Annotated in this window: 20 protein-coding genes; all 20 read right to left on the bottom strand. The window is 41.0% G+C overall.

What is annotated here, in order from left to right:
- Positions 1–502 precede the first annotated feature (502 nt).
- The 20 genes from C9J36_RS15835 to ftsH all read right to left on the bottom strand — a co-directional run bounded on the left by C9J36_RS15835 (position 503) and on the right by ftsH (position 22785).
- Positions 503–775 (bottom strand): hypothetical protein, encoded by a 273-nt coding sequence (locus tag C9J36_RS15835; RefSeq protein ID WP_066165474.1) that lies wholly within the window; start codon positions 773–775, stop codon positions 503–505.
- 188 nt (positions 776–963) lie between these two features.
- Positions 964–1947: a putative zinc-binding metallopeptidase gene (locus C9J36_RS15830; RefSeq protein ID WP_107943720.1), complete on the bottom strand. Its 984-nt coding sequence runs from the start codon at positions 1945–1947 to the stop codon at positions 964–966.
- Between the two features lie 167 nt (positions 1948–2114).
- The gene (lysS, locus tag C9J36_RS15825; RefSeq protein ID WP_201261974.1) at positions 2115–3617 is read right to left on the bottom strand and encodes a lysine--tRNA ligase; all 1503 of its coding nucleotides are present in this window, start codon (positions 3615–3617) and stop codon (positions 2115–2117) included.
- Between the two features lie 260 nt (positions 3618–3877).
- Positions 3878–4888: a tRNA dihydrouridine synthase DusB gene (gene dusB, locus C9J36_RS15820; RefSeq protein WP_430010644.1), complete on the bottom strand. Its 1011-nt coding sequence runs from the start codon at positions 4886–4888 to the stop codon at positions 3878–3880.
- Positions 4889–5114: 226 nt separating this feature from the next.
- Complete coding sequence (folK, locus tag C9J36_RS15815) at positions 5115–5603, bottom strand: 2-amino-4-hydroxy-6-hydroxymethyldihydropteridine diphosphokinase (protein ID WP_107943717.1); 489 nt, start codon at positions 5601–5603, stop codon at positions 5115–5117.
- On the bottom strand, positions 5596–5967 hold the full coding sequence (gene folB, locus C9J36_RS15810) for a dihydroneopterin aldolase (protein ID WP_066165489.1): 372 nt from the start codon (positions 5965–5967) through the stop codon (positions 5596–5598). The genes folK and folB overlap by 8 nt, the downstream gene beginning before the upstream one ends.
- Positions 5967–6818 carry a dihydropteroate synthase gene (gene folP / locus C9J36_RS15805; RefSeq protein ID WP_066165492.1) on the bottom strand — a complete coding sequence of 284 codons (852 nt, stop codon included), beginning with the start codon at positions 6816–6818 and terminating at the stop codon, positions 5967–5969. The genes folB and folP overlap by 1 nt, the downstream gene beginning before the upstream one ends.
- A gap of 3 nt (positions 6819–6821) precedes the next feature.
- Entirely contained in the window at positions 6822–7673 is an 852-nt protein-coding gene (gene pabC, locus C9J36_RS15800) for an aminodeoxychorismate lyase (RefSeq protein WP_107943716.1), read from the bottom strand.
- A gap of 6 nt (positions 7674–7679) precedes the next feature.
- Complete coding sequence (pabA, locus tag C9J36_RS15795) at positions 7680–8255, bottom strand: aminodeoxychorismate/anthranilate synthase component II (RefSeq protein ID WP_066165498.1); 576 nt, start codon at positions 8253–8255, stop codon at positions 7680–7682.
- A complete protein-coding gene (locus tag C9J36_RS15790; RefSeq protein WP_107943715.1) occupies positions 8252–9658 on the bottom strand; it encodes an anthranilate synthase component I family protein in 1407 nt (468 codons plus the stop codon). Before C9J36_RS15790 ends, pabA begins: the two co-directional genes overlap by 4 nt.
- Before the next feature lie 214 nt (positions 9659–9872).
- Entirely contained in the window at positions 9873–10802 is a 930-nt protein-coding gene (cysK, locus tag C9J36_RS15785) for a cysteine synthase A (RefSeq protein ID WP_066165503.1), read from the bottom strand.
- Between the two features lie 113 nt (positions 10803–10915).
- Positions 10916–11887 carry an ABC transporter ATP-binding protein gene (locus C9J36_RS15780; protein ID WP_107943714.1) on the bottom strand — a complete coding sequence of 324 codons (972 nt, stop codon included), beginning with the start codon at positions 11885–11887 and terminating at the stop codon, positions 10916–10918.
- A complete protein-coding gene (locus C9J36_RS15775; RefSeq protein ID WP_107943713.1) occupies positions 11884–12867 on the bottom strand; it encodes an ABC transporter ATP-binding protein in 984 nt (327 codons plus the stop codon). Before C9J36_RS15775 ends, C9J36_RS15780 begins: the two co-directional genes overlap by 4 nt.
- An 8-nt stretch (positions 12868–12875) precedes the next feature.
- Positions 12876–13796: an oligopeptide ABC transporter permease gene (opp4C, locus tag C9J36_RS15770; protein WP_066165511.1), complete on the bottom strand. Its 921-nt coding sequence runs from the start codon at positions 13794–13796 to the stop codon at positions 12876–12878.
- A 16-nt stretch (positions 13797–13812) separates the two neighbouring features.
- A complete protein-coding gene (locus C9J36_RS15765) occupies positions 13813–14772 on the bottom strand; it encodes an ABC transporter permease (RefSeq protein WP_066165514.1) in 960 nt (319 codons plus the stop codon).
- Between the two features lie 635 nt (positions 14773–15407).
- Positions 15408–17138: an ABC transporter substrate-binding protein gene (locus tag C9J36_RS15760; RefSeq protein ID WP_107943712.1), complete on the bottom strand. Its 1731-nt coding sequence runs from the start codon at positions 17136–17138 to the stop codon at positions 15408–15410.
- A gap of 746 nt (positions 17139–17884) precedes the next feature.
- Positions 17885–18841, bottom strand: a complete 957-nt coding sequence (locus C9J36_RS15755) for a peptidyl-prolyl cis-trans isomerase (RefSeq protein WP_066165520.1) — start codon at positions 18839–18841, stop codon at positions 17885–17887.
- On the bottom strand, positions 18825–19709 hold the full coding sequence (hslO, locus tag C9J36_RS15750; RefSeq protein ID WP_107943711.1) for an Hsp33 family molecular chaperone HslO: 885 nt from the start codon (positions 19707–19709) through the stop codon (positions 18825–18827). The genes C9J36_RS15755 and hslO overlap by 17 nt, the downstream gene beginning before the upstream one ends.
- An 18-nt stretch (positions 19710–19727) precedes the next feature.
- Positions 19728–20495, bottom strand: coding sequence for a type III pantothenate kinase (locus C9J36_RS15745; RefSeq protein WP_107943710.1), 768 nt, complete (start codon positions 20493–20495; stop codon positions 19728–19730).
- Between the two features lie 220 nt (positions 20496–20715).
- On the bottom strand, positions 20716–22785 hold the full coding sequence (gene ftsH, locus C9J36_RS15740) for an ATP-dependent zinc metalloprotease FtsH (RefSeq protein ID WP_107943709.1): 2070 nt from the start codon (positions 22783–22785) through the stop codon (positions 20716–20718).
- Between the last annotated feature and the right edge of the window lie 82 nt (positions 22786–22867).

Genomic DNA, 22867 nt, shown 5'->3' with positions numbered 1-22867 from the left:
CGTTCGTCCTGAGCCAGGATCAAACTCTCCATAAAAAGAATTTGAGTAAGCTCAAATTTGTATCTGTCGCTTCGCTTTCGATACATTAAAACATTTGCTGGCATCTTCATTCGATGTCCAAAATTGTATTTCATCTATTCAATGAAACTTTATTCATTAACGTTTTGCTTGTTCAGTTTTCAAGGTTCATGAAATTGCGCCGCATTTTCGACAACAACTTTTATATCTTACCACCGACACTTTCATATGTCAACACTTTATAACAATTTTTATTTGTTGTGTTTTTCATTGAATGTTCCATCGCCTCTTTCGGCGACGTTTAATACTATAACACATAAAAAATATTTCGTGCAAGTGTTTTTTATAATTTTATCTATGCTTTAACCGAAAAAGCACCGCTTAATAATATTAGTCATTTTAAACGCTAGTATTCACGTAACAAATCAAAACAGGAATCTTAGCCTCTATTATACTTAGATTCCTATTTTATCACTTGCAAATATTACTCGCCTTGACCTTCAACAATATTTAAACACCATAAAAAATTATCCCACGCAGAATACCAGCCATTGAAAATCTCCGACGAATCATCCCAACGAACATCAAACTTCTTATGCCCATCTATATCCACTAAAGATAAAGTCAGTGTTGGATCTTTCTTAGAAGTGGCTAGCTTCATGCCATTCTCTAGCTCTTCTTCTGTGAATACCACATCCGCTACAGAACGAAGCTGCGCCTGCTCAAATACTTGTTTATTCATAATTCTATAATTCATTATAGACCCCCACTAAAACTTTCTTCTTATACTACGTCTCCGCTAACTCTTGTCTACATCTTTCTCGAGCAGATTAAAGGTAGAAATTTTCAGTGTCCTACAATTTAACTTTGGCACAAAAAATAAAAGACTAGAAAATTATACTCTATTTCTCTTTATTTAAACACATAAAATGCAAAAAACTAGAATCATTCTACAGCACGCACTAACCACGTTGCTACTCGAGTTAAAATATGCGCACGTAACTCTACAAAATAAGGCCAGTCATAAAAGAACTCAACTTTTTCATCTACTATAGTAGCTAACTCAACTGGTCTTGTTGTTAACACAAAATGTGCAAAGGATTCTGCAAAGTCCTCTGAAACAGAGCTTGTTGCATAATCCGATACATAATCATCTATATCTTCACTTGAGGGGTTCCAAAATTGCTTATAAAAAGAGACCAAATACGCATCTTCATAAAAGCAACCCTCGCCCTCAATTAAAACATTCTCGCAAGCATCTAGTTCTACCCCCATATTTTGTTCGCCATCTTTCAATGATAAATAGTGCGCATATTCGTGTAAATAGGTAATCATCGTTTCGGATGCCAACTCAATATTTTCCTCATTCATACCAAGCGTCCAATATTGACCACTATCATCATGTTGCTGCACATAGGCCAATGTATCGCCACTTTCAAACACAATAAATTGATTAATTCCCTGGCGCTCTGTCTCGGGTATTAGCCACGCAAAATCAAACCATAACTCCGCATGATAATTCATATCCTCATCTGTCACGTCATCATCCGTCAGAATCATTTCCTCTTCGTTATCAATTTCATATACATAAAGTTCGTAAATGCCTTCTAAATCTGTTGATACCGATTCTTCTGCTATTAACGAGCCGTACTCTTCTTCAAGCATTTTGACAAGCTCATCCCCACGTGCCACGCAAGAAGCATCATTATTGCAATTCAAAGGCAATGTACAAGTATCCTCGGATACTATATAAACTTCTCCCATTAAACAGCCGTTTGCTAGGGTCTCATCGCTTGTGGCAGCCACATCAATGACACTTCCTTCTGTAACAGCTAGATTATCTAGCACTTGTTCTTCTTCCGAAAATTCTGCACAACCGATTATTATTAGTAACGTACATATTACTGTCATAATTGATAGCCACTTCATTCCTTCCCCTCCCCCATTATTAAAACTTCAAATTTAGTATAATTTTAGCAAATAACAGTTCTTTTCTACTGTGTATTCAGCTAAATATTTCAATAAATATGTCTACATAAAAAAAAGCTATCTAAAGAAGTAGGCAAGCACGCTACTTCCAGATAGCCGTTATTGTTTTATTTCCCTGTATGACGCATCGTTGGGAATAATAATATATCCCGAATTGATGGTGCGTTTGTTAATAGCATTACGAGGCGGTCGATACCGATACCTAGACCACCTGTTGGCGGCATGCCATATTCTAATGCTTCGATGAAATCATTATCCATTTCATGAGCTTCATCATTACCCGCTGCTTTTTCAGCCATTTGTGCTTCAAAGCGTTCGCGTTGGTCGATAGGGTCGTTTAGCTCCGTGAAGGCATTAGCATGCTCACGACGCACGATAAATAGTTCGAAGCGGTCTGTGAAACGCTCGTCCTCTGGGTTTTTCTTCGCTAATGGTGAAATTTCCACAGGGTGACCTGTAATGAATGTCGGCTGTACTAATGTTTCCTCCACTTTTTGCTCGAAAAACTCATTAATAATATGGCCTACTTCATGTGTATTTTGCACTTCCACGCCATGCTCCGCTGCAAATGCACGTGCTTCTTCAACTGTCATTGGCTGCCAGAAGTCCACGCCTGTCGCCTCTTTGACTGCATCTACCATATGCATGCGTTTCCAGCCTACAGCTAAGTCGATTGTATCCTCACCGTATTGCACTGTTGTCGTGCCAAGTACCTCTTGTGCCACATGCGCAATTAAGTTTTCCGTTAAGTTCATAATGTCATTGTAATCTGCATACGCTTCGTACAATTCTATCATCGTGAACTCTGGATTATGGCGCGTTGAAATCCCTTCGTTACGAAAGACACGTCCAATTTCATATACTTTCTCTAAGCCACCAACGATTAATCGCTTCAAGTGTAGCTCAATTGCGATACGCATATAAAGCTCCATATCAAGTGCATTATGGTGCGTAATAAACGGACGTGCCGCAGCTCCACCAGCAATTGTATGTAGCATTGGTGTTTCCACCTCTAGATAGCCATTGTTATCTAAGTAGTTGCGAATGGCGCGAATGATTTTAGAGCGTGCAATAAATGTTTCCTTGCTTTCTGCATTCGTCATTAAATCTAAATAACGTTGGCGGTAGCGTTGCTCTACGTCCTGTAAGCCATGGAACTTTTCTGGCATTGGTCGTAACGCCTTCGTTAAAAATATAAATTCTGTCGCTTTAACAGAAAGTTCGCCTACTTGTGTACGGAATACATTTCCTGTCACACCAACGATGTCCCCAAGGTCGGCTTTATTAAATAATTCATATGCCTCATCACCAATAGCATCTTTACGCACATAAATTTGAATCTGACCACCTAAGTCTTGCAGATGTGCGAAGCCCGCTTTTCCTTTGCCGCGCTTCGTCATAATACGCCCTGCAATCGTTACGCTTTTTGGCTCCTGCTCTAACTGCTCTTTATCGAAAGCATCGAATTCTGCTACTACTTCATTTGATAAATGCGTGCGCTCAAAGCGGCCACCGAATGGGTCAAGCCCACCCTCGCGAATATCAGTCATCTTTTGGCGTCTCACCAAAAGCTGATCGTTTAATTCTTCTATATTTGACACGTTATTCACTCCTATAGTTGATTGGTCTGCTTTGTCCATATTTTATTATTGTACACAATTTCGAGAGGGGATTCATCTTTTTTGCAATTTTTGTAGATGAACATTTTGAGAAAGTCCCATTAGTTTGGCTATCAGGGGGGACTTTTGGTGATTTTTGCTGTTCTAGTCGGAGGTTCACTCTTATTAATTGGCATTTTCCTTGTCCTATCGGCGAATTGGGCTTCTACCCTCTTTAGTATGAAAGACGAAAATCGGCCTTCCCATTAGATTTATAGGGAAGCCGATTTTTCTTGTGTTTCATAGTCGGCTGCGACGCCGTTTAGTAGCATATATAGCTCTTCCTTCGTTTCCACTTGGTTAACGGCGTTACGGATTTTACCGTTGCCACGAATACCCTTTAAGTACCATGAAGCATGGCTGCGCATTTCACGCACGGCGACTCTTTCACCTTTTAGTTGCATTAAACGTTCGAAGTGTAGTAAACATACATCCATTTTTTCACGAATCGATGGCTCATCCTTTAGTTCGCCTGTTTCTAAATACTGTACCGTACGGTAAATCATCCATGGGTTGCCTAATGCCGCTCGTCCAATCATTACGGCGTCTACACCAGTTGTTTCAAGCATGCGCTTGGCATCTTGTGGTGTTTCGACATCACCATTGCCAAGTACAGGGATGTTGACGCTTTGCTTGACGTCACGAATAATGTCCCAGTTTGCCTTGCCCTCATACATTTGCACACGCGTGCGACCGTGGACAGCTACTGCGGATGCACCTGCACGTTCTATCGCCTGTGCATTTTCAACCGCCAATATATGCTGTTCATCCCAGCCAATGCGCATTTTTACCGAGACAGGCTTTTTTACTGCATCGACAACAGCTGCGACCATTTCATATACTTTGTTCGGGTCTAATAATAAACGTGCGCCCGCTTCACATTTAATAATTTTATTAACAGGACAGCCCATATTAATGTCGATAATATCTGCTGTTGTATTTTCTTCTACATATTTTGCCGCTTCTACTAACGTTTCTTTGTCCCCGCCAAAAATTTGTAATGATAATGGATTTTCACGCTCATCAATATAAAGCATGCCCAATGTTTTGGCATTGCGTTGAACAATACCTTTATCGCTAATCATTTCGGCGTAAACTAAACCTGCACCAAACTCCTTTACCGTCAAACGGAAAGCCGAGTTGCAAATTCCAGCCATCGGGGCTAATACGACGCGATTTTCCATAACGATGTCTGCAATTTGAAATGGCTTTTGCTGTGCAATATTCACTTTGAGTATCCTCCCTTTTTATACTTTAAGCTCTTTCTTTCAGGTGCAAAGGTATCTACGGGCAAGCCCCCTTCACTAAATCGCTAGAAGTTGTCAGAAAGGCAATTTTGTTTTGGTAGCGCATCAGAGGGAAAATCTCAATTTTCCACTTAGGAAAAGCACCATCAAGCTCGTTGCATCCTCAAATCTGTGCAGTTGCTAGCTTTGAGGACGCCCCATTTTATTCAAATTCTTTCCACAATATAATACCTTCTTGTTGTAAATCTAACTTGTCTAGTGTATCACGGGCTAGCGCCATTTGCTCACTTTCAAAACTTTTGCTAATTTCGACTAAAGGCACGACAACAAATGCACGTTCATACATACGTGGATGCGGCACAAGCAAGTGTTCAGTCGCAATTATTTCCTGATTAAAAAGTAAAATATCGAGGTCTATAATGCGAGGTCCCCAGCGAATATCACGCACTCGACCAAGCTCGTTCTCTATCGCTTGGCATAGGGCAAGCATCTCCGTAGCACTGCGCGTTGTTCTGACATGTACAGCAATATTTAAGAAGGACGGCTGGTCTGTATAGCCGACAGGTGCCGTTTCGTAAATCGATGAAACTTTTACTACTTCAACTTGTGCCTGCAATAATTGCACAGCCTGTTGTAAATTTGCTTCTCGCTCACCGATATTTGTGCCGATTGATAAAAATACATCATTCATAAAATTTACCTCGCACAATTTCAACAGCTACTTCTTTATAATGACCCGGAATTGGGGGGTCTGGCTTAATGATTTCCACACGACACCCGAAAATTTGCCCCTTATAACGTTGCAAAATAGTTGTTGCTACGGTTTCTGCCACCGCTTCTATCAGTTGAAACGGCTTACCCTCAAGTATTTCCTGGCAAATATCGTAAACACCAACATAGCTCACTGTATTTTCCAAATCATCCGTTTGCCCAGCCTGTTGTATATCGACAGCAAGGGAAACCGAGGCACGAAAACGTTGACCAAGCACATTTTCTTCCTTTAAAACACCGTGATAGCCGAAAAATTGCATATCACGTAAATGTATATAATCCATTACAACTCCCCCTTCACTTCGAACTTGCCTACTAATGCGTCCATCACTTTCACTGTGCGAGCTACTTCCTTCACATCATGTACACGCATTAAATGGCAGCCCTTTTGCACGCCAAATGCACAGGTTGCAGCAGTTCCCTCAACACGCTCATCAACAGGTAGATTAAGTATTGTGCCAATCATCCGCTTGCGAGATGTCGCTAAAAGCACCGGGTAACCAAACGCTACTAGCTCGTCTAAGCGCTGCATCGTCTCAATACTTTGCTGTAAATTTTTCACAAAGCCGATGCCTGGGTCTAGCATAATATGGGCATCCGGCACCCCTGCCTGTCTTGCAATACCAATGCTTTCCTGCATATCTTTTTTAAAATCCGCCCAATAATCGACGTAATCCTCATCTTGCCGATTGTGCATTAAAATAATAGGTACACCTAATTCAGCAGCAACTTGTGCGATTTTAGGCTCTTTTTTCGCACCCCAAATATCGTTAATAATATGCGCACCCGCTTCAATTGCCGCACGCGCCACATTCGCCTTATAAGTATCGACAGAAATAATTGCCGGCACCTCACTCGCTAGTGCGCGAATAATTGGGAGAATGCGCTCAAGCTCCTCTTGCTCAGAAACAGGTATATGCCCCGGCCTTGTAGATTCTCCACCGATATCTATAATTTTTGCACCTTCTGCTACCATGCGCTTCGCTTGTGTAATAGCCGCATCAATTGAATCATATTTACCTCCGTCAGAAAACGAGTCAGGCGTCACATTTAAAATACCCATAATAACTGTTTCCTTTTGAAAATCTAGTGGAATGCCGTTTAATACAAGCGGCGTTTTATAATGTTCTAGCATTGTTTATCTCCCTTTAATAATATCCCGAATTTCCGCTATATACGATTGGTGTAGGCGCTGATAAATAGCCCCTTCCGCCCCCGCAAAGGATTTATGCTCAAGCGATGAAATTGGAACAAGCTCCTGTATCGAGTTTGTTACAAAGCATTCATGTGCCTCTTGTATATCATAGCGGTCATATAGGCCTTCACGCACTTCATACCCTTGCGCCTTTGCAAGCGTCATGATGATTTTACGTGTAATGCCCGGCAATATGCCCGTAGCTAAAGCTGGTGTATAAAGCACACCATGCTTAGCCCAAAAAATATTTGAGGTAATCCCTTCCGCAACATAACCTTCCTCTGTTAAAAAAACACCTTCATAGCTAGATAAGTTTGGCAGTTCCATACGCGCTAATACATTGTTGCCAAAATGATGACTTTTCGAGCGCACTTCGGTTTCCGGCTTATTGCGCACCGTTTTTAATAAGACAGCTTGCTTCTCTGTCCCACGCTCAGGCAGCACAAGGGGCTTTCGAAAAATAATTACAGTTGGTTGTGGATAGTCAGCAGTAGCAAGACCTAAATCATGTACGCCAGCAGATACATTTATGCGAAAATAACCATCACCCCCGCCATTTAACTCATTTAAACGATGCATCACTTCCGCTATATCGTTTAGTGTGTACGGCATATAAATACGGTACATATTCAAAGATTCAGTCAAACGATGGAAATGATCCTGCAAAAATACGGGCACATCTTGATATGTACGCATTGTTTCAAAAAAGCCTAAGCCATATAAAAAACCGTGGTCAAATGGCGATATCATCAGCTCATTTGCCCCTATATATTGACCATTCATCCAGCAAATCATACGACCTCACTCCTTGCAGTACAGTTCTAAAAATTGTTTGAGTAGCTGCTTACCATCCTCTGTCATAATTGATTCTGGGTGATATTGCACACCTTCCACCGCAAGCTCCTTATGACGCAAGCCCATGATTTCGCCTTCCTCTGTCCACGATGTTACCTCAAGACAATCTGGCAATGAATGCTTTTCTACGATTAGTGAATGGTAACGTGTCGCCGCAAAAGGATTGGCATTTTTACGATGCAAACCTACACCGCTATGATAAACAGGTGATGTTTTGCCATGCATTAGGCGCTCTGCACGAATAACATTGCCTCCAAAAGCCTGCGCAATCGCTTGATGCCCCAAACAAACACCTAAAATCGGAATCTTTCCAGCGAAATGGCGAATAATATTCAAACTCTCCCCCGCCTCATTTGGCGTGCAAGGGCCCGGAGAAATAACAATTACTTTTGGTGCAAGTTCTTCAATTTCCGCAAGCGTAATCACATCATTACGCACAACCATGAGCTCTTCTCCCAGTTCACCTAAATATTGCACTAAGTTATAAATAAATGAATCATAGTTATCAACCATTAAAATCATTTTAACACCCCTTCAGCCATTCCTTTAGCTTGCCACATCGCCTTCGCTTTCGTAAGCGATTCGATATATTCATTTTCTGGTACGGAATCAATAACGATGCCCGCACCCGCTTGAATATACGCCGTTTCATTCTTAATATAAGCTGTGCGAATGACGATATTTAGCTCCATATCTCCGTTAAAGCCGAGCCAACCAATTGAGCCTGTATATAAGCCGCGGCGCACTGGCTCAAGCTCTTCAATAATCTCCATTGTGCGAATCTTCGGTGCCCCTGTAATCGTGCCTCCTGGGAACATCGCGCGAATCACATCAGCACTGGTCTTGTTATCCGCTATTTCGCCGCGCACATTGGACACGATATGCATCACATGTGAATAGCGTTCAATCACCATGAATTCGTCCACTTCTACAGTGCCATAGCGGCTAACTTTCCCTAAATCATTGCGCTCTAAATCAACGAGCATCACATGTTCTGCACGCTCTTTTTCATTATCAATTAATTCGTGTGCTAGACGAATGTCCTCTTCCTCTGACTGACCACGTGGACGCGTTCCAGCAATAGGGCGTGTTGATAACGCTGTACCCTTGCGCTTCACTAACAATTCTGGTGAACCGCTTACAACCGCAAACTCTGGTGCTGCAATAAAGGCCATATACGGAGATGGGTTAAATGAGCGTACCGCCTCATACATAACAATCGGTGCTGCATGCAATGGCTTTGCCTGACGCACAGATAAATTCACTTGAAATACATCGCCCTGTGCAATATACTCCTGTGTTTTGCGCACAGCTTGCTCAAACTCCTCACCTAAAAATGATACAGAGAGCTCACTTTCATCGTTCGTTACCTCAGCCGCCTTCTCAGCATGGAATAAACGCTTGCCTAAGCCCTGCTCCGCGGCCTCCTGCCATTTAAGTGCCCACTCTTGCAAGTCCATCTCACTTTCAGGACGCTTCATTAATGTCACACGATTCGTCTCTTCATCGAACACTGCCCAATGCTCAAAAACATAAAAATAAATATCTGGCACTTGCAAATCATCTAGTGCAATCGTTGGCAAGCGCTCGATTTGACGAGCATAATCATACGATACGAAGCCAACTGCCCCGCCCTGAAAATCAGGTAGCTCGTCCTCTTTTTTTATTTCGTACTCATGCAGGTATTGCTCTAATAATACTAATGGGTCTCCCTGCAAAAAGCGTGCACCGTTTCGCTCCTCAATTTGTAAACCGTCCTCTTTTGCATATAACGTTGCAAATGGATTCCATGCAGCAATCGAGTAACGCCCACCACGACCGCTCTCTAAAAACACATGACTTTTCTCTAATATTGTTTGCTCTTTATAGCTATAAAAAAACGCATCCTTTGTCATAAATAAAGTAACACATTGTAATTTATCCATATGGTAACACCCCTTTACGTATACTATTATTAAACCCGAAAATTATAGAAACTGTCTATAGAGGAATTCCTCTGTAGACAGTTTCTTTTGCGCTAAAAACTTGATGCAGCTATTTTGATTTTGTCACAAAAAACTGATATAAAGTCATTGAAACACCCGTTTCCCAAAAAAGGGGTGTGAGAGACAGTTGCCTCCCACACCCCACTCAATAAAATTAATCTTCAAATTGATATAACGGTGTCGATAAATAACGTTCGCCATTTGATGGAACAACAGCTAATACATTTGCTCCTGCACCTAGACGCTTAGCTGTTTCGATTGCTGCGTGAATCGCTGCGCCCGAAGAAATACCGCATAAAATACCTTCTTCACGAGCTACTTTGCGAGCTACTTCAAATGCCGTTTCGTTTTCAACAGTAAATACAGAGCTGTACACTTCTGTATTTAATACCTTAGGGACGAAACCTGCACCGATACCTTGGATTTTATGTGGACCTGGATTACCGCCAGAAAGCACTGGTGAATCCTGTGGTTCTACTGCAATAATTTCAATTTCTGGATACTTCTCTTTTAGCACTTCCCCTGCACCAGTAATTGTTCCACCTGTACCGATGCCCGCTACAAATGCATCTAACTTTAAGCCCTCAAATGCCTCTACGATTTCTGGACCCGTCGTTAAACGATGAATTTCAGCATTTGCTTCGTTTTCGAATTGCTGCGGTAAAAAATAACCATGCTCCTTCGATAAGCTCTCCGCCTTAGCAATTGCACCTTTCATTCCTTCTGGACCCGGTGTAAGTACTAATTCTGCACCATACGCGCGAAGTAAGTTACGGCGCTCTAAGCTCATCGTTTCAGGCATAACTAAAATTGCTTTATAGCCCTTTGCTGCTGCAATCATCGCTAAACCGATACCTGTGTTCCCACTTGTCGGCTCAATAATCGTACCGCCCGCTTGCAATGTTCCGTCTTTTTCCGCTGCTTCAATCATCGCTAAAGCAAGACGATCCTTTACAGAGCTGCCTGGATTGAAGTATTCTAACTTAACATATACTGTGCCTTCGTTTTCACCAGTTGCGTTATTTAACTTAACAATCGGTGTACGACCTACTAAATCTGCAATTGAATTTGCTAATTTACTCATCTCATTCATCCCCTCTATAATTCCTACTAAGTTTATAGACTTTACCTAACTCACATATTACCAATTAAGTATAGAAGTTGTCAACGCATTCATAAGCCTAATACAAAATTTTTTTACACAAGGTGGCAGGCAACGAAGCGACCACGCTCAACTTCCCTAAATTCAGGCACTTCTACTTGACAGCGCTCTGTCGCAAATGGACAACGCGTATGAAATTTACAGCCACTTGGTGGATTCGCAGGATTCGGAATATCTCCCTTTAAAATAATGCGCTCACGTTTTAATGTCGGGTCTGGGATTGGTACAGCCGATAAAAGTGCTTTTGTATATGGATGTAACGGATTGCTGTATAGCTGGTCGCGGCTACCTAATTCCATCATCGTTCCTAAATATAACACGCCAATGCGTGAACATAAATGCTCCACAACACTCAAATCATGCGAAATAAAAAGAAAAGTAATATTTCTTTCACGCTGTAATTTGCTAAATAAATTAATAATCTGAGCTTGAATGGAAACGTCTAATGCTGATACAGGCTCATCCGCCACAATAAAATCTGGTTGCAAAATAATCGCACGTGCAATGCCGATTCGCTGACGCTGACCACCGCTAAATTCATGTGGATAACGCTCCATATGGTATTCAGAGAGTCCGCATATTTCAAGTACTTCCTTCACTTTCTCAGCCACTTCATGCTTTTCGCACAACCCGTGGTCTAGCAATGCCTCCCCAATAGCATCACCAACACGAATGCGTGGATTTAGAGAGCTATACGGGTCTTGGAAGATACATTGTATTTTAGGTCGTAAATGGCGCATTTCTGCATTGGAAAGCTTATGCAAATCCTTGCCATCGAACAGCACCTCCCCCTCCGTAATAGATTGAAGGCGCAAAATGCTCTTCCCAATCGTACTTTTGCCGCTCCCTGACTCTCCTACAAGACCAAATGTTTCACCGCGGTGAATTTGAAAGCTAACACCATCCACAGCCTTTACTACACTTGCGTTACGCTGAAATAATCCGCCCTTTTCACCGAAATATTTTTTCAAATGTTTCACTTCTATTAATGGCGCTTCGTTCGTCATATCGTTGTCACCTCTTCATATAGCCAGCAAGCTACCCTTTGCCCATTATCCAAGTCCTTGATTTCCGGCATTTGCTCGTTACAAATCGCCATACACTGCTCACAGCGCTCACTAAAATAACAAGAAGGTGTTAAAGTAGCTAAATTCGGCACTTGCCCTGCAATTGTATATAGTTCCTCTTGCCTTTGATTAATAACCGGCTTTGACTTTAGCAGGCCTTTCGTATATGGATGCTTAGGGTTTTGGAAAAGCTCCACAACAGGCCCTTCCTCAATCACCCTCCCCGCATACATAACGATGACATAGTCTGCCACCTCTGCCACTACCCCTAAATCATGGGTAATCAATAGCATCGACATATCTCTTTGCTCTTTTAATGAACGAAGCAAATCTAAAATTTGCGCTTGAATCGTTACATCTAAAGCGGTTGTCGGCTCATCTGCAATAAGCAAATTAGGCGAGCATGCTAAAGCAATGGCAATCATAATACGCTGTAGCATACCACCACTCAATTCATGAGGATAGCTATTAAAAATTTCCTCTGCACGCCCGATGCCAACAAGCTCAATTAGCTCTAATGCTCTTTTTTTCGCTTCTTTTTTCGAAATGAGCTCATGCTCCATTAACGGTTCGATTATTTGACCGCCAATTGTTAAGACGGGGTTTAAAGAGGTCATTGGCTCTTGGAAAATCATTGAAATATCATTACCACGGAGCTGACGTAGCTCATGTTTTTTCATCTTTAACAAATCTTTGCCTTCAAATAAAATTTCGCCGTCCTTAATGCCACCTGAACCCGCATCAATCAATCCCATAATGGACATAGCGACTGCGCTTTTTCCACAGCCCGACTCCCCTACTAAGCATACCGTCTGCCCTTTTGGAATCGAAAAGCTAACATCATGAACAGCATTAATAACGCCATCGCCAGTATAATATTGAGTTAAAAGATTTTTAACGTCTAACACCGCATTTTCCATAACAGTCCCTACCTCCTTTTCATATTTGGATCAATTGCGTCACGCAGCCCATCACCTAATAAGTTAATGCTAATAACTGTTAAAAATATAGCTAAACCTGGTGGAATCCATAGCCAAGGTCTTTTTTGAAAATCAATAAGTGAATTGGCGGAAGTAATCATATTCCCCCACGAGGCATCTGGTGGCACAACACCTAATCCAAAGAAGCTCAATGTTGATTCACTTAAAATTGCGCCACCAACGCTTAATGTACCCGAGACAATTAAGAGGGGCACTATATTCGGCAATAAATGCTTGAATAACTTACGGCTATCACGCAAGCCGAGCGCCTCTGTTGCCTGCATAAATTGACGCTCACTTAGGCTCAAAATTTGACTGCGCACAAGTCGTGCCAAGCCCGGCCAACCGACAATACTTAACATAAGCATGACGATATAAATGCGGTACTCCGTAGGCACTTTCCATTCTGATAAAATCGCCGCCATAATAAATAGTAATGGCAATCCAGGCAATGTCATTAACACATCAGCAATGCGCATAATAATTTGGTCGACAATACCGCGATAAAAACCAGAGACAATGCCTAACACGCCCCCAATGACAACGGACATAACCATCGCACCTAATCCGACTAATAGCGAAATGCGTCCAGCTAACATTAAGCGCGTTAATACATCGCGCCCTAATTTATCCGTTCCAAGCCAATGCTCGGCACTCGGTGCTTGATTTATTTTCGTTGGGTCAACGCCTAAATTTATATGCGGCGAAAAAAAAGGTCCTATAAAAGACAATAAAATAATAAATATTAAAAACGCTAATCCAATAAGCGACATTTTATTTTGCAAAAAACGCCTTACGATTTGCCTTAATAATGAAGAAGGCTTCGGTAGTTTTTTATTTTTCTTTAGCGTTGCAGCACTACTTTCCACAATTTCAACTCCTCGCTTATTTTTTCACCCGTACTCGTGGGTCAGCAATTCCGTACAAAATATCCGCCAGTAAATTACTAAGCACTGTTAGCACCGCGATAAACATCGTGAAGCCCATTAACAGCGGATAATCACGTACTGAAAATGCCTGCATATAAATCGCACCTATGCCCGGCCAGTTAAAAATTTGCTCTGTAATAATCGCACCGCCAAATAAAGCCGGTAGCTCAAAGCTAAACAGAGTAATCGCAGGTAATAATGCGTTTCGTAAGCCATGTTTAAAAATAACAACTCGCTCCTTCAATCCTTTAGCCCGAGCAGTCCGCATAAAATCCTGCTTAATCACTTCCAGCATATTGGTTCTGAAATAACGCGTTAAGCCGCCTATACCAAGCATTGTTAAGACGAGAACGGGCAAAATCATATGCTCTGCCACATCTTTTACATAATCCCAGCCCGTAAAGTTACTGCCAGTAGTAATCATGCCCCCAGCAGGCAGCCACCCTAAATCAACCGCAAATATTTTAATAATTACTAACCCTAGGAAAAAAGATGGTGTTGCCATTGCAGCAAAGACAATAATTGTTATAAATGTATCCCATATTGAATATTGTCGAATCGCTGATATGATTCCAACTAAAATAGCGATTAACCACGTCAAAATTAACGATGCCAGCGCTACGATAAACGAACTCCATATGTAATTTCCGATTACTTCACCAACAGGTAATTGAAACTGTAGCGAATAGCCTAAATCACCTTTTAATAAATTTTTTAGCCAAATAAAATAACGAATAACGACTGGCTCATTATATCCATGCAATTCATACAATTCTGCTTTTCGTTCAGCCGTTAGATTTTGGTCTGCATCAATGAAATTTCCCGGTACTAAGGAATATAAAAAGAAAATTAAAATCGATGCCCCAAATAATGTTGGAATCATGTAAAGAAGTCTCTTCACAACATAGCCCTTCATTAGCTCATTCCTTTCTGCTTTTTAAAATTTTCAAAGAAAAATCCGCTCCCACTTATTCAGAAAGTGGAACGAGTAACCCCAAAAAAGAGGATTACAGCGCTTCTCTCCGACAAGTAAAGCGGATTTTTCATTACTTTTACAAAAATCAATTACGCCCCGGCGTAATTGCGTCCAGATTTTTTCGGGCTCGGTGGTGGAAGTTAACCTAAAACCGCCACGTCGTGTGACAACGGTCAACTGACCTGCATCGTGCAGGTCTTCCTTCAAAATCTGTAACATCCGCCGCAAGTCTGGACAACATGACATTGATCACTTAATCGGTATCTTAGTATGCAATAGTCTTAGACTGGGTTCCTCTTTGCAACAGGAAGTATGGAACTACCCCTCGTTGAATTGAATTTCCCACATTCGTCGGGATTATCTAAAAGTCCATTTTGTTTTGACATTCCATTGAAATAAAAGTTTACATCGCTCCACTTTTCTGAAAGGTAACACTACTAAAGCCAATGTTTATCACATCTTTAAAAGAGGCGCTCTCTGTTTATATGAATCATCATTTTGTGAAACATCATCGCTACTGTCCAAAATGCCGACTATGCACAGCTTTTTGGACAGCCCCAACGAATGCTAATTAATTACTCCGCTAATTGTAAATTGCGCAAGCTACTTGCAATACCGCGGTAGCCATTTGGCTCGAAACCTTCAATACGTGCATTAGCACCACTTAATACCTTTGTATAAGCCATATAAATCACTGGTGGATTTTCCTCTAATGCCTCGTATAATTCATGGAATGCAGCTGTACGTTCTGCAATATCATTCGTTCCAATTGTCGCCTCGATTAATGCGTCAATCTCTTCATCACCATAGCCTTTAAATGTTGAGTTATTGCTTTTCGAATGGAAGCCTTCAACACCGTTATACGGGTCAGGTAACATTGTTGTTGTGAAAGAAGCTAAATCATGGTCACCTTTATCTACACGTGCTAACAACGCATTAAAGTCCATTTGCTCCACTTGTAAATCGATGCCGATTTCTTTATAGTTTTCCTTCGCAATTGGAATTAACGTATCGCCTAGGCCACCTGCTGTCGTAAAGTAATATACTGTAAGCTTTTTACCATCTTTTTCACGAATACCATCTGACCCGACAGTCCAACCTGCCTCTTCTAATAAAGTTTTCGCTTTTTCTGGATTATAATCAGTCGAACCTACATCAGCAGTATATGCCCATGATGTCGGAGATACAGGTACGTTTGCTACTTGTGCAAAACCTTGATAGTATGTGCTAATGATTGTTTGACGGTCTAGTCCCAATGAAAATGCTTGGCGCACTTTCGGGTCTTTAAACACCTCTTTTTCATGATTAAATACCATATAGCCATAAGCTGAAGATGTATAAATATTAATATCTGCGAAGCCTAATGCTTGTAAAAACTCAAAATTATCTTGGTTTGCCGCTAATGCACTATAATCTAACTCACCTGTTTGGAAGAATTGCTGTGCATCCCCAACAGTTGTTTTATAAATAAAGCCTTTTGCTTTTGGTGCACCACCATAATAATGCTCGTTCGCCTCATAACGAATTTCTTGCCCCGGTAAGTAAGCAACAAATCGGTATGGACCCGCCCCAATTGGCTTTTGATGTAATGCGGCTAAATAATCTAAATTACCTTTCACATAGCCATTGCCATAGTAATCCTTTTTCAGCACTGCACCGCCTAGTAAACGTAAAGTACGAGCACTTACTTTATCTGTCGTAATCTCAATTGTGCGCTCATCAATTACCGTAATACCCGAAATACTTGTCGCATCACCATTTTTGTAGTCTAACCCGCCAACGATGCTTGCTTCTGTAATATCTGTGTTACCTGCATACGCTGGGTCATGTAATAAAGTTAATGTAAATTCGATATCTTCCGCTGTTAAAGGTGTACCGTCATCAAATTTTAACCCATCACGCAAAGTAAATGTGTATACTAAGCCGTCTTCTGAAATAACCCAGTCCTCTGCTAAGCCTGCTACCGTTTCACCTTTTGCATTAATATCTACTAAAGGCTCAAACATAACAGACTGTACGTTTCCATCATAGCCACTTGTATTAAAATATGGCGTAAATACACCGCCAGGCTCTTGCAAGCCAACTACAACTGTATCCCCGCGTTTAATTGCCGTTTCTGGTGAAGCTGCTGGGTTTTCTGCTGGAATAACCGCATCTTCAACAACTATTTTTTGTCCGCCTTCCGATTGCTCCGCCGAAACATCTTGCTTATTCGTTTCAGTAGCCGAATCATTTCCACCACAAGCTACAAGGAATGCGCTTAAACCAATAATTCCTACTACATTAATAAATTTTTTCAAACTCATTAAACTTTACCTTCCTTCTAATTTTATTTAACATATAAATTTACTTGGTTTTACACAAAAAAAATTTAGTAATTTCTATGTATATTATTTTCCATTGAAATTCGCGAATCAATTTTCAATAAAGTTATTATATTCGTCAATTCTTATAAAATCAATAGGAATTCTAATTTTCTTCAATAATATGCTTTTTAAAATAGATTTGACACAAAAAAGACAAATATTTGTTTGTTTTTAGAAAATAAATTACGTTTCAGTTCGATTTTTAAAGCACTGTTTCCAACCCTTTGAAATTATTTAAAAATAATAAAACATAACCTAAACGCCCAAAAAGCAGCACCACGCATGCTTTTTGGGACGCCACCTTTAATTCTCATAACCCAAAACTTTTCCATTCAGTTGTTTTATTGAAATTGAACCGTAATCTCGGCTGTCTTTTCCGCGCCACCAATTATCTACTAATATAAATACTGTATCTGTATTAATATAAACTGGTTCTATCGTTGTATTAAAATGGCTCAACATCGCATCGCCATTTCTATTTTTTGAATCAACTCATTCAAAATATTCATCTTTCGTTAAACCCTTATTAAAGAATATAAAAGTAACAGATACAGAGAATTCAGTTAATTAATTCGCTATAATTACAGTTTATTTTGGAAAACACCTCCCTTTCTTTAGAGTAAAAAGAAAAAGTGATGGGGCGACTTTTCAGACACTCCCCTCACTTTTTCAATACGCTATAGCTGCTATTTCGCTTCCCCATAAAACCAATTTACATCATAGTCTGTCCAGAAGATTTCTGGCGTTATGCTAGCCGATAATTGCTCCACAGCTAACACACGCTTAATATGCGCTGCCACATCTTCAAATGTAAAGGATTGCCCCTCTTTAACTTCGCTTACATGCAAAACAGCATAGCGACCATCACTTAAAACAATCGCCTCACTCGTTGTCCCTTTTTCTAGCTTGGCGACAGCTTTCAATATAGCGGCATCAATATTCGCCTGCTGCTCCGTAATAAAGCCTATATCGCCACCTAAGCTAGCTGATGGGGTATCAATTGAGCGCTCTCTTGCTAGCACAGAAAATTCAGAGCCATTTTGTAACTCCTGCAACACACTATCTATATTTTCTTTAGAATCTGCTACAATCATGCTCGTCCTATACGATGTCGGTATATTGTAGAGCGATTGATTATCCTGATAAAAGCCTTCAACTGCTTCTTCTGTAATAATAATGTCCTTCGCTAATACCTTTTCTAAAATCAATTGCGTTCGGACTTTTTGACGCAGCTCCTTATCAGAAAGACTTTGGAATGTTCTGTCTGTAATATCCTGAGTTGAGTGCATTAATGCTAGCTCTAAATCAACTTCCTCATCCGATACGCTAATTTTATGTTGCTTCGCTGCTTTTTCCATAACAGCTTCATTGACTAAGCCTTGTAGTGTTTCTTTTCCATACATACTTTCCATTTTAGCAAGCCATTGCTGACGTGTGATATTATCTCCATCAATCGTTGCAACGACCTCATCGTTATTCGATTTATCTTTCGATGGCAAGAGCCACATAATAAACCAAAACAAATTTCCTGCTAGTAAAATCGCTAGTATCATTAGTGCCGGTTTTGTTTTTAATCGACGTTGTGAAAGTGGCGTTTTTATTGGTGGTGTTGGTGTTGTGCGAATATTACGCGTTGATTTCATCAATGAAGCCTTCCAATTCATCCTGGCTAAAATTATATGTTTCTAAGCAAAAATGACATTGTGCTTCCGCTTTTCCATCTTCAGCAATCATCTCTTGAATTTCTTTCGCACCTAAACCGATAATTGCCGCACCAAAACGCTCTTTTGAACATTGACACTTAAATTGTACAGGCGCCTCACTTAAAATTGAAATATCGCCCTTTTCCCCTAGCACTGTCTCTAAAATCTGCTCCGGTGTATAGCCTTTTTCAATCATTTTTGATACAGGCTCAATTGACGCCAACTGCGCTTCAATCGCATCAATTGTTTCTTCCTCACAACCCGGCATTAATTGCAAAATAAAGCCGCCCGCAGCTAAAATTGTATTATCTGGATTGACAAGTACTCCAAGTCCTACAGACGAGGGCACCTGCTCACTTGTCGCAAAATAGTAAGTAAAGTCCTCTGCGATTTCACCAGATACAATTGGCGTTTGACCTGAGAACATATCACGTAAACCTAAATCCTTTACAATCGTCAATGCTCCTTCTGTACCAACAGCGCGTCGCACATCTAATTTTCCTTGCTCGTTTAAATCAAAATGTACTTGTCCATTTGTGACATAGCCACGCACATTACCATTCGCATCCGAATCGATAATGATTGGTCCGATTGGTCCATCTCCCTCAATTTTTACCGTTAGCTTGTCATCGCCCTTCAGCATAGCTCCCATCATAACTGCTGCTGTCATCGAACGTCCAAGTGCCGCCGAAGCTGTTGGCCATGTGCTATGACGACGCTGTGCTTCTCCAATTGTTTCTGTCGTACGAACCGCAAAGGCACGCACCTGTCCATTAAAGCCTATCGCTCTTACTAAATAATCTTTCATGTTAAATCCTCTTTCCTTTTAATTTCGTTGATATAAAATATAAAGCCCCTTTAATGTTAAAAATGGGTCTACAATATCAATCAATTGCGTCTCATTTGCAATTAGTTCGGCAAAGCCCCCGGTTGCAATCACTAACGGCTCTTTAACACTCTGCTGCTTCATACGGCTGACAATGCCCTCCACTTGACCAATAAAGCCATAAACAATTCCTGCCTGCATTGCGGCAACCGTATTTTTGCCAACGATTTGTGAAGGTCGTGCAATTTCAATGCGCGGTAGCTTAGAAGCGCGCGTATACAGCGCCTCTGTCGAAATCGCAATTCCCGGCGCAATCGCCCCACCCATATAGTCACCTTTTTCGTTTAAATAGCAATAGGTATTAGCAGTCCCAAAATCAACAATAATTATTGGACGACCTATGCCATACTCCACTAAGGCCGCTACGGCGTTGACAATGCGGTCCGCTCCAACCTCACGGGGATTTTCATATTTAATATTTAATCCTGTTTTAACGCCCGGTCCAACAATCAGCGGCTTAATGCGAAAATATTTTTCACACATCCGCTGCAAAGCAAACATAATTGGTGGCACAACTGAGGATATAATAATTCCTTCAATTTGTTCAAATGAAATGCTCTCATGAGAAAAAAAGGCTTTCAACTGCATCGCATATTCATCTTCCGTCTTACTGCGCTCCGTTACAATACGCCAATTATGCAGAAGCTGATGATTATTATATATGCCAAAAATAATATTCGTATTGCCCGCATCCATTACTAAAATCATCTATACGACACCTACCAGCTCATTTTCACTTTTACATAAAATAATACCATACGAAAGCAAAAACTTATGCTATTTTGACCAGCATTATTTTCATATTATTTGCGTTTTTCTCAAGTTATCTACACTTTACTCTGAATTATCTGTGCTTTCCTCAACTTATGTGAACATTAGCTAACTATAAAAGGCTGATGGGAAAGTAAGTTTCCCATCAGCCTCCATTTTATTGCTTGTGTTCTTCGTCTGATTGTACAGTTTTGCCTAGAGGCTTGTGTGGTTGTTCGTTAGATAGCTTACCTAAAGGCTTATGTTCCCCAGGTAAATCTTCTGTTGTTGGTGGTGTTTGCTCACTTACAACCTCTTCATTAACCGTTGCAGAACCAGCTTTTTCGATTGTCGGCTGTGCTTCTGTTACTACTTCAGAAGGCACTTCATTTACAATCTCTTCAACTACTTCTGGCAATTTACCAAAGTCACGTAAATGCTCGATTTCCTGTGCATTTAATGTTTCTTTTTCCATTAATGTGTTAGCAATCAAATCTAATAGCTCACGCTTTTCTGTTAAAATGCGTTTTGTACGCTCATACTGAGCATCAACAATATTTTGAATTTCTTTGTCAATTTCATAAGCAATTTTATCAGAGTAATTTTGGTCCGAGTTGAAATCACGCCCTAGGAAAACATTGCCCCCTTGGCTTGAACCGTATTGAACTGCTCCAAGATTGTCGCTCATTCCGTACTCAGTTACCATTGCACGTGCGATGCTCGTTACTTTTTGGAAGTCGTTATGTGCGCCTGTTGACACTTCGCCAAGTACGATTTCCTCTGCAACACGCCCGCCTAGTAAACCAGCGATACGGTCAAGCAGCTCTTGACGTGTTGTAAAGAAACGTTCTTCCTTTGGTAACATAATAGCATAGCCACCCGCTTGCCCACGAGGAACAATCGTTACCTTATGCACTGTATCTGCTTCATCAAGCTCTAGCCCTACAACTACGTGCCCAGCTTCATGGAATGCAACAAGCTTTTTCTCTTTTGCCGAGTAAACGCGACTTGCTTTCGCTGGACCCGCAATAACGCGGTCAGACGCTTCGTCAATATCTGCCATATTAATTGATTTTTTGCTTTTACGAGCTGCTACAAGTGCTGCTTCGTTTAGCAGATTTTCAAGGTCTGCACCTGAGAAACCTGGCGTGCGTTGTGCTACCGCTCCTAAATCCACACTATCCGCTAGTGGCTTATTGCGTGCATGCACTTTTAAAATCGCCTCACGCCCTTTTACATCAGGATGCCCTACTGTAATTTGACGGTCAAAACGACCTGGACGTAATAACGCCTTATCTAAAATATCTGGTCGGTTCGTTGCAGCAATAATGATAATTCCTTCATTCGCTCCGAAGCCGTCCATTTCTACCAATAATTGGTTCAACGTTTGCTCACGCTCATCGTGACCACCGCCAAGACCCGCACCACGTTGACGACCTACTGCATCAATCTCGTCAATGAAAATGATACATGGCGCATTTTTCTTCGCATTTTCAAATAAATCACGTACACGCGATGCCCCAACACCAACAAACATTTCTACGAAATCAGAACCTGAAATCGAGAAGAATGGGACACCAGCCTCACCAGCAACTGCACGTGCAAGTAAAGTTTTACCCGTACCCGGAGGACCCACAAGTAAAATCCCCTTCGGAATACGCGCGCCAATTTCAGTAAATTTACGATGATCCTTTAAAAAGTCTACTACTTCGACAAGCTCTGCCTTTTCTTCATCGGCACCAGCTACATCGTTGAAGCGAACCTTTTTCTTATCTTGATCATATAGCTTAGCCTTTGATTTACCGAAGTTCATCACTTTATTACCGCCACCTTGTGATTGACTCAACAAGAAGAAGAATAAAATGATAATGATGATGAATGGAATAATACCTGTAAAGAAGCTTACCCATCCACTTGTTTCTGGCGCATGCTCAACCTTGATACCGTAGTCCTCTTCAAGATTAAAAATGCGCTCCTTTGCCTGCTCATCATTTTGTAAAATATTCAGCGTGAATTTTTTGCTTGCCTCATCATCGTTAGCTTTTTTATATTCCCCAACAACTGAGAGTACGCCCTTTGCTGGCTGTATCATCACTGAATCAACATTACCAGACTCCAGCTCCGCAAAAAACTTTTTGTAATCTAGCTCCTCAACAGCAGAGTTGCTGCCATTGACAGTGCCAAAAATCCCGACTATTACGAGAAAAATTAATAAATAAAATATGGTATATCGAAATATTCGATTCATCCCCAGCCTCCTCACAACATAACAGAAAAACTATAGATAAAATCTTAACATACGTTCATTTTTTGATACAATGAAAAGCCCT

Origin of the sequence: Metasolibacillus fluoroglycofenilyticus (assembly GCF_003049645.1) — a bacterium.
GTDB classification, from domain to species: domain Bacteria; phylum Bacillota; class Bacilli; order Bacillales_A; family Planococcaceae; genus Metasolibacillus; species Metasolibacillus fluoroglycofenilyticus.
The sequence above is the reverse complement of the archived record's forward strand: the minus strand, read 5'-3'. Positions and strand labels throughout refer to the sequence as shown.

Excerpts from the sequence above, each read along its gene's own strand:
- C9J36_RS15835 (WP_066165474.1), bottom strand. The coding sequence starts at position 775 with ATGAATTATAGAATTATGAATAAACAAGTATTTGAGCAGGCGCAGCTT.
- C9J36_RS15830 (WP_107943720.1), bottom strand. The coding sequence starts at position 1,947 with ATGAAGTGGCTATCAATTATGACAGTAATATGTACGTTACTAATAATA.
- folK (WP_107943717.1), bottom strand. The coding sequence starts at position 5,603 with ATGAATGATGTATTTTTATCAATCGGCACAAATATCGGTGAGCGAGAA.
- folB (WP_066165489.1), bottom strand. The coding sequence starts at position 5,967 with ATGGATTATATACATTTACGTGATATGCAATTTTTCGGCTATCACGGT.
- folP (WP_066165492.1), bottom strand. The coding sequence starts at position 6,818 with ATGCTAGAACATTATAAAACGCCGCTTGTATTAAACGGCATTCCACTA.
- pabC (WP_107943716.1), bottom strand. The coding sequence starts at position 7,673 with ATGATTTGCTGGATGAATGGTCAATATATAGGGGCAAATGAGCTGATG.
- pabA (WP_066165498.1), bottom strand. The coding sequence starts at position 8,255 with ATGATTTTAATGGTTGATAACTATGATTCATTTATTTATAACTTAGTG.
- C9J36_RS15790 (WP_107943715.1), bottom strand. The coding sequence starts at position 9,658 with ATGGATAAATTACAATGTGTTACTTTATTTATGACAAAGGATGCGTTT.
- cysK (WP_066165503.1), bottom strand. The coding sequence starts at position 10,802 with ATGAGTAAATTAGCAAATTCAATTGCAGATTTAGTAGGTCGTACACCG.
- C9J36_RS15780 (WP_107943714.1), bottom strand. The coding sequence starts at position 11,887 with ATGACGAACGAAGCGCCATTAATAGAAGTGAAACATTTGAAAAAATAT.
- C9J36_RS15775 (WP_107943713.1), bottom strand. The coding sequence starts at position 12,867 with ATGGAAAATGCGGTGTTAGACGTTAAAAATCTTTTAACTCAATATTAT.
- C9J36_RS15765 (WP_066165514.1), bottom strand. The coding sequence starts at position 14,772 with ATGAAGGGCTATGTTGTGAAGAGACTTCTTTACATGATTCCAACATTA.
- C9J36_RS15760 (WP_107943712.1), bottom strand. The coding sequence starts at position 17,138 with ATGAGTTTGAAAAAATTTATTAATGTAGTAGGAATTATTGGTTTAAGC.
- C9J36_RS15755 (WP_066165520.1), bottom strand. The coding sequence starts at position 18,841 with ATGAAATCAACGCGTAATATTCGCACAACACCAACACCACCAATAAAA.
- hslO (WP_107943711.1), bottom strand. The coding sequence starts at position 19,709 with ATGAAAGATTATTTAGTAAGAGCGATAGGCTTTAATGGACAGGTGCGT.
- C9J36_RS15745 (WP_107943710.1), bottom strand. The coding sequence starts at position 20,495 with ATGATTTTAGTAATGGATGCGGGCAATACGAATATTATTTTTGGCATA.
- ftsH (WP_107943709.1), bottom strand. The coding sequence starts at position 22,785 with ATGAATCGAATATTTCGATATACCATATTTTATTTATTAATTTTTCTC.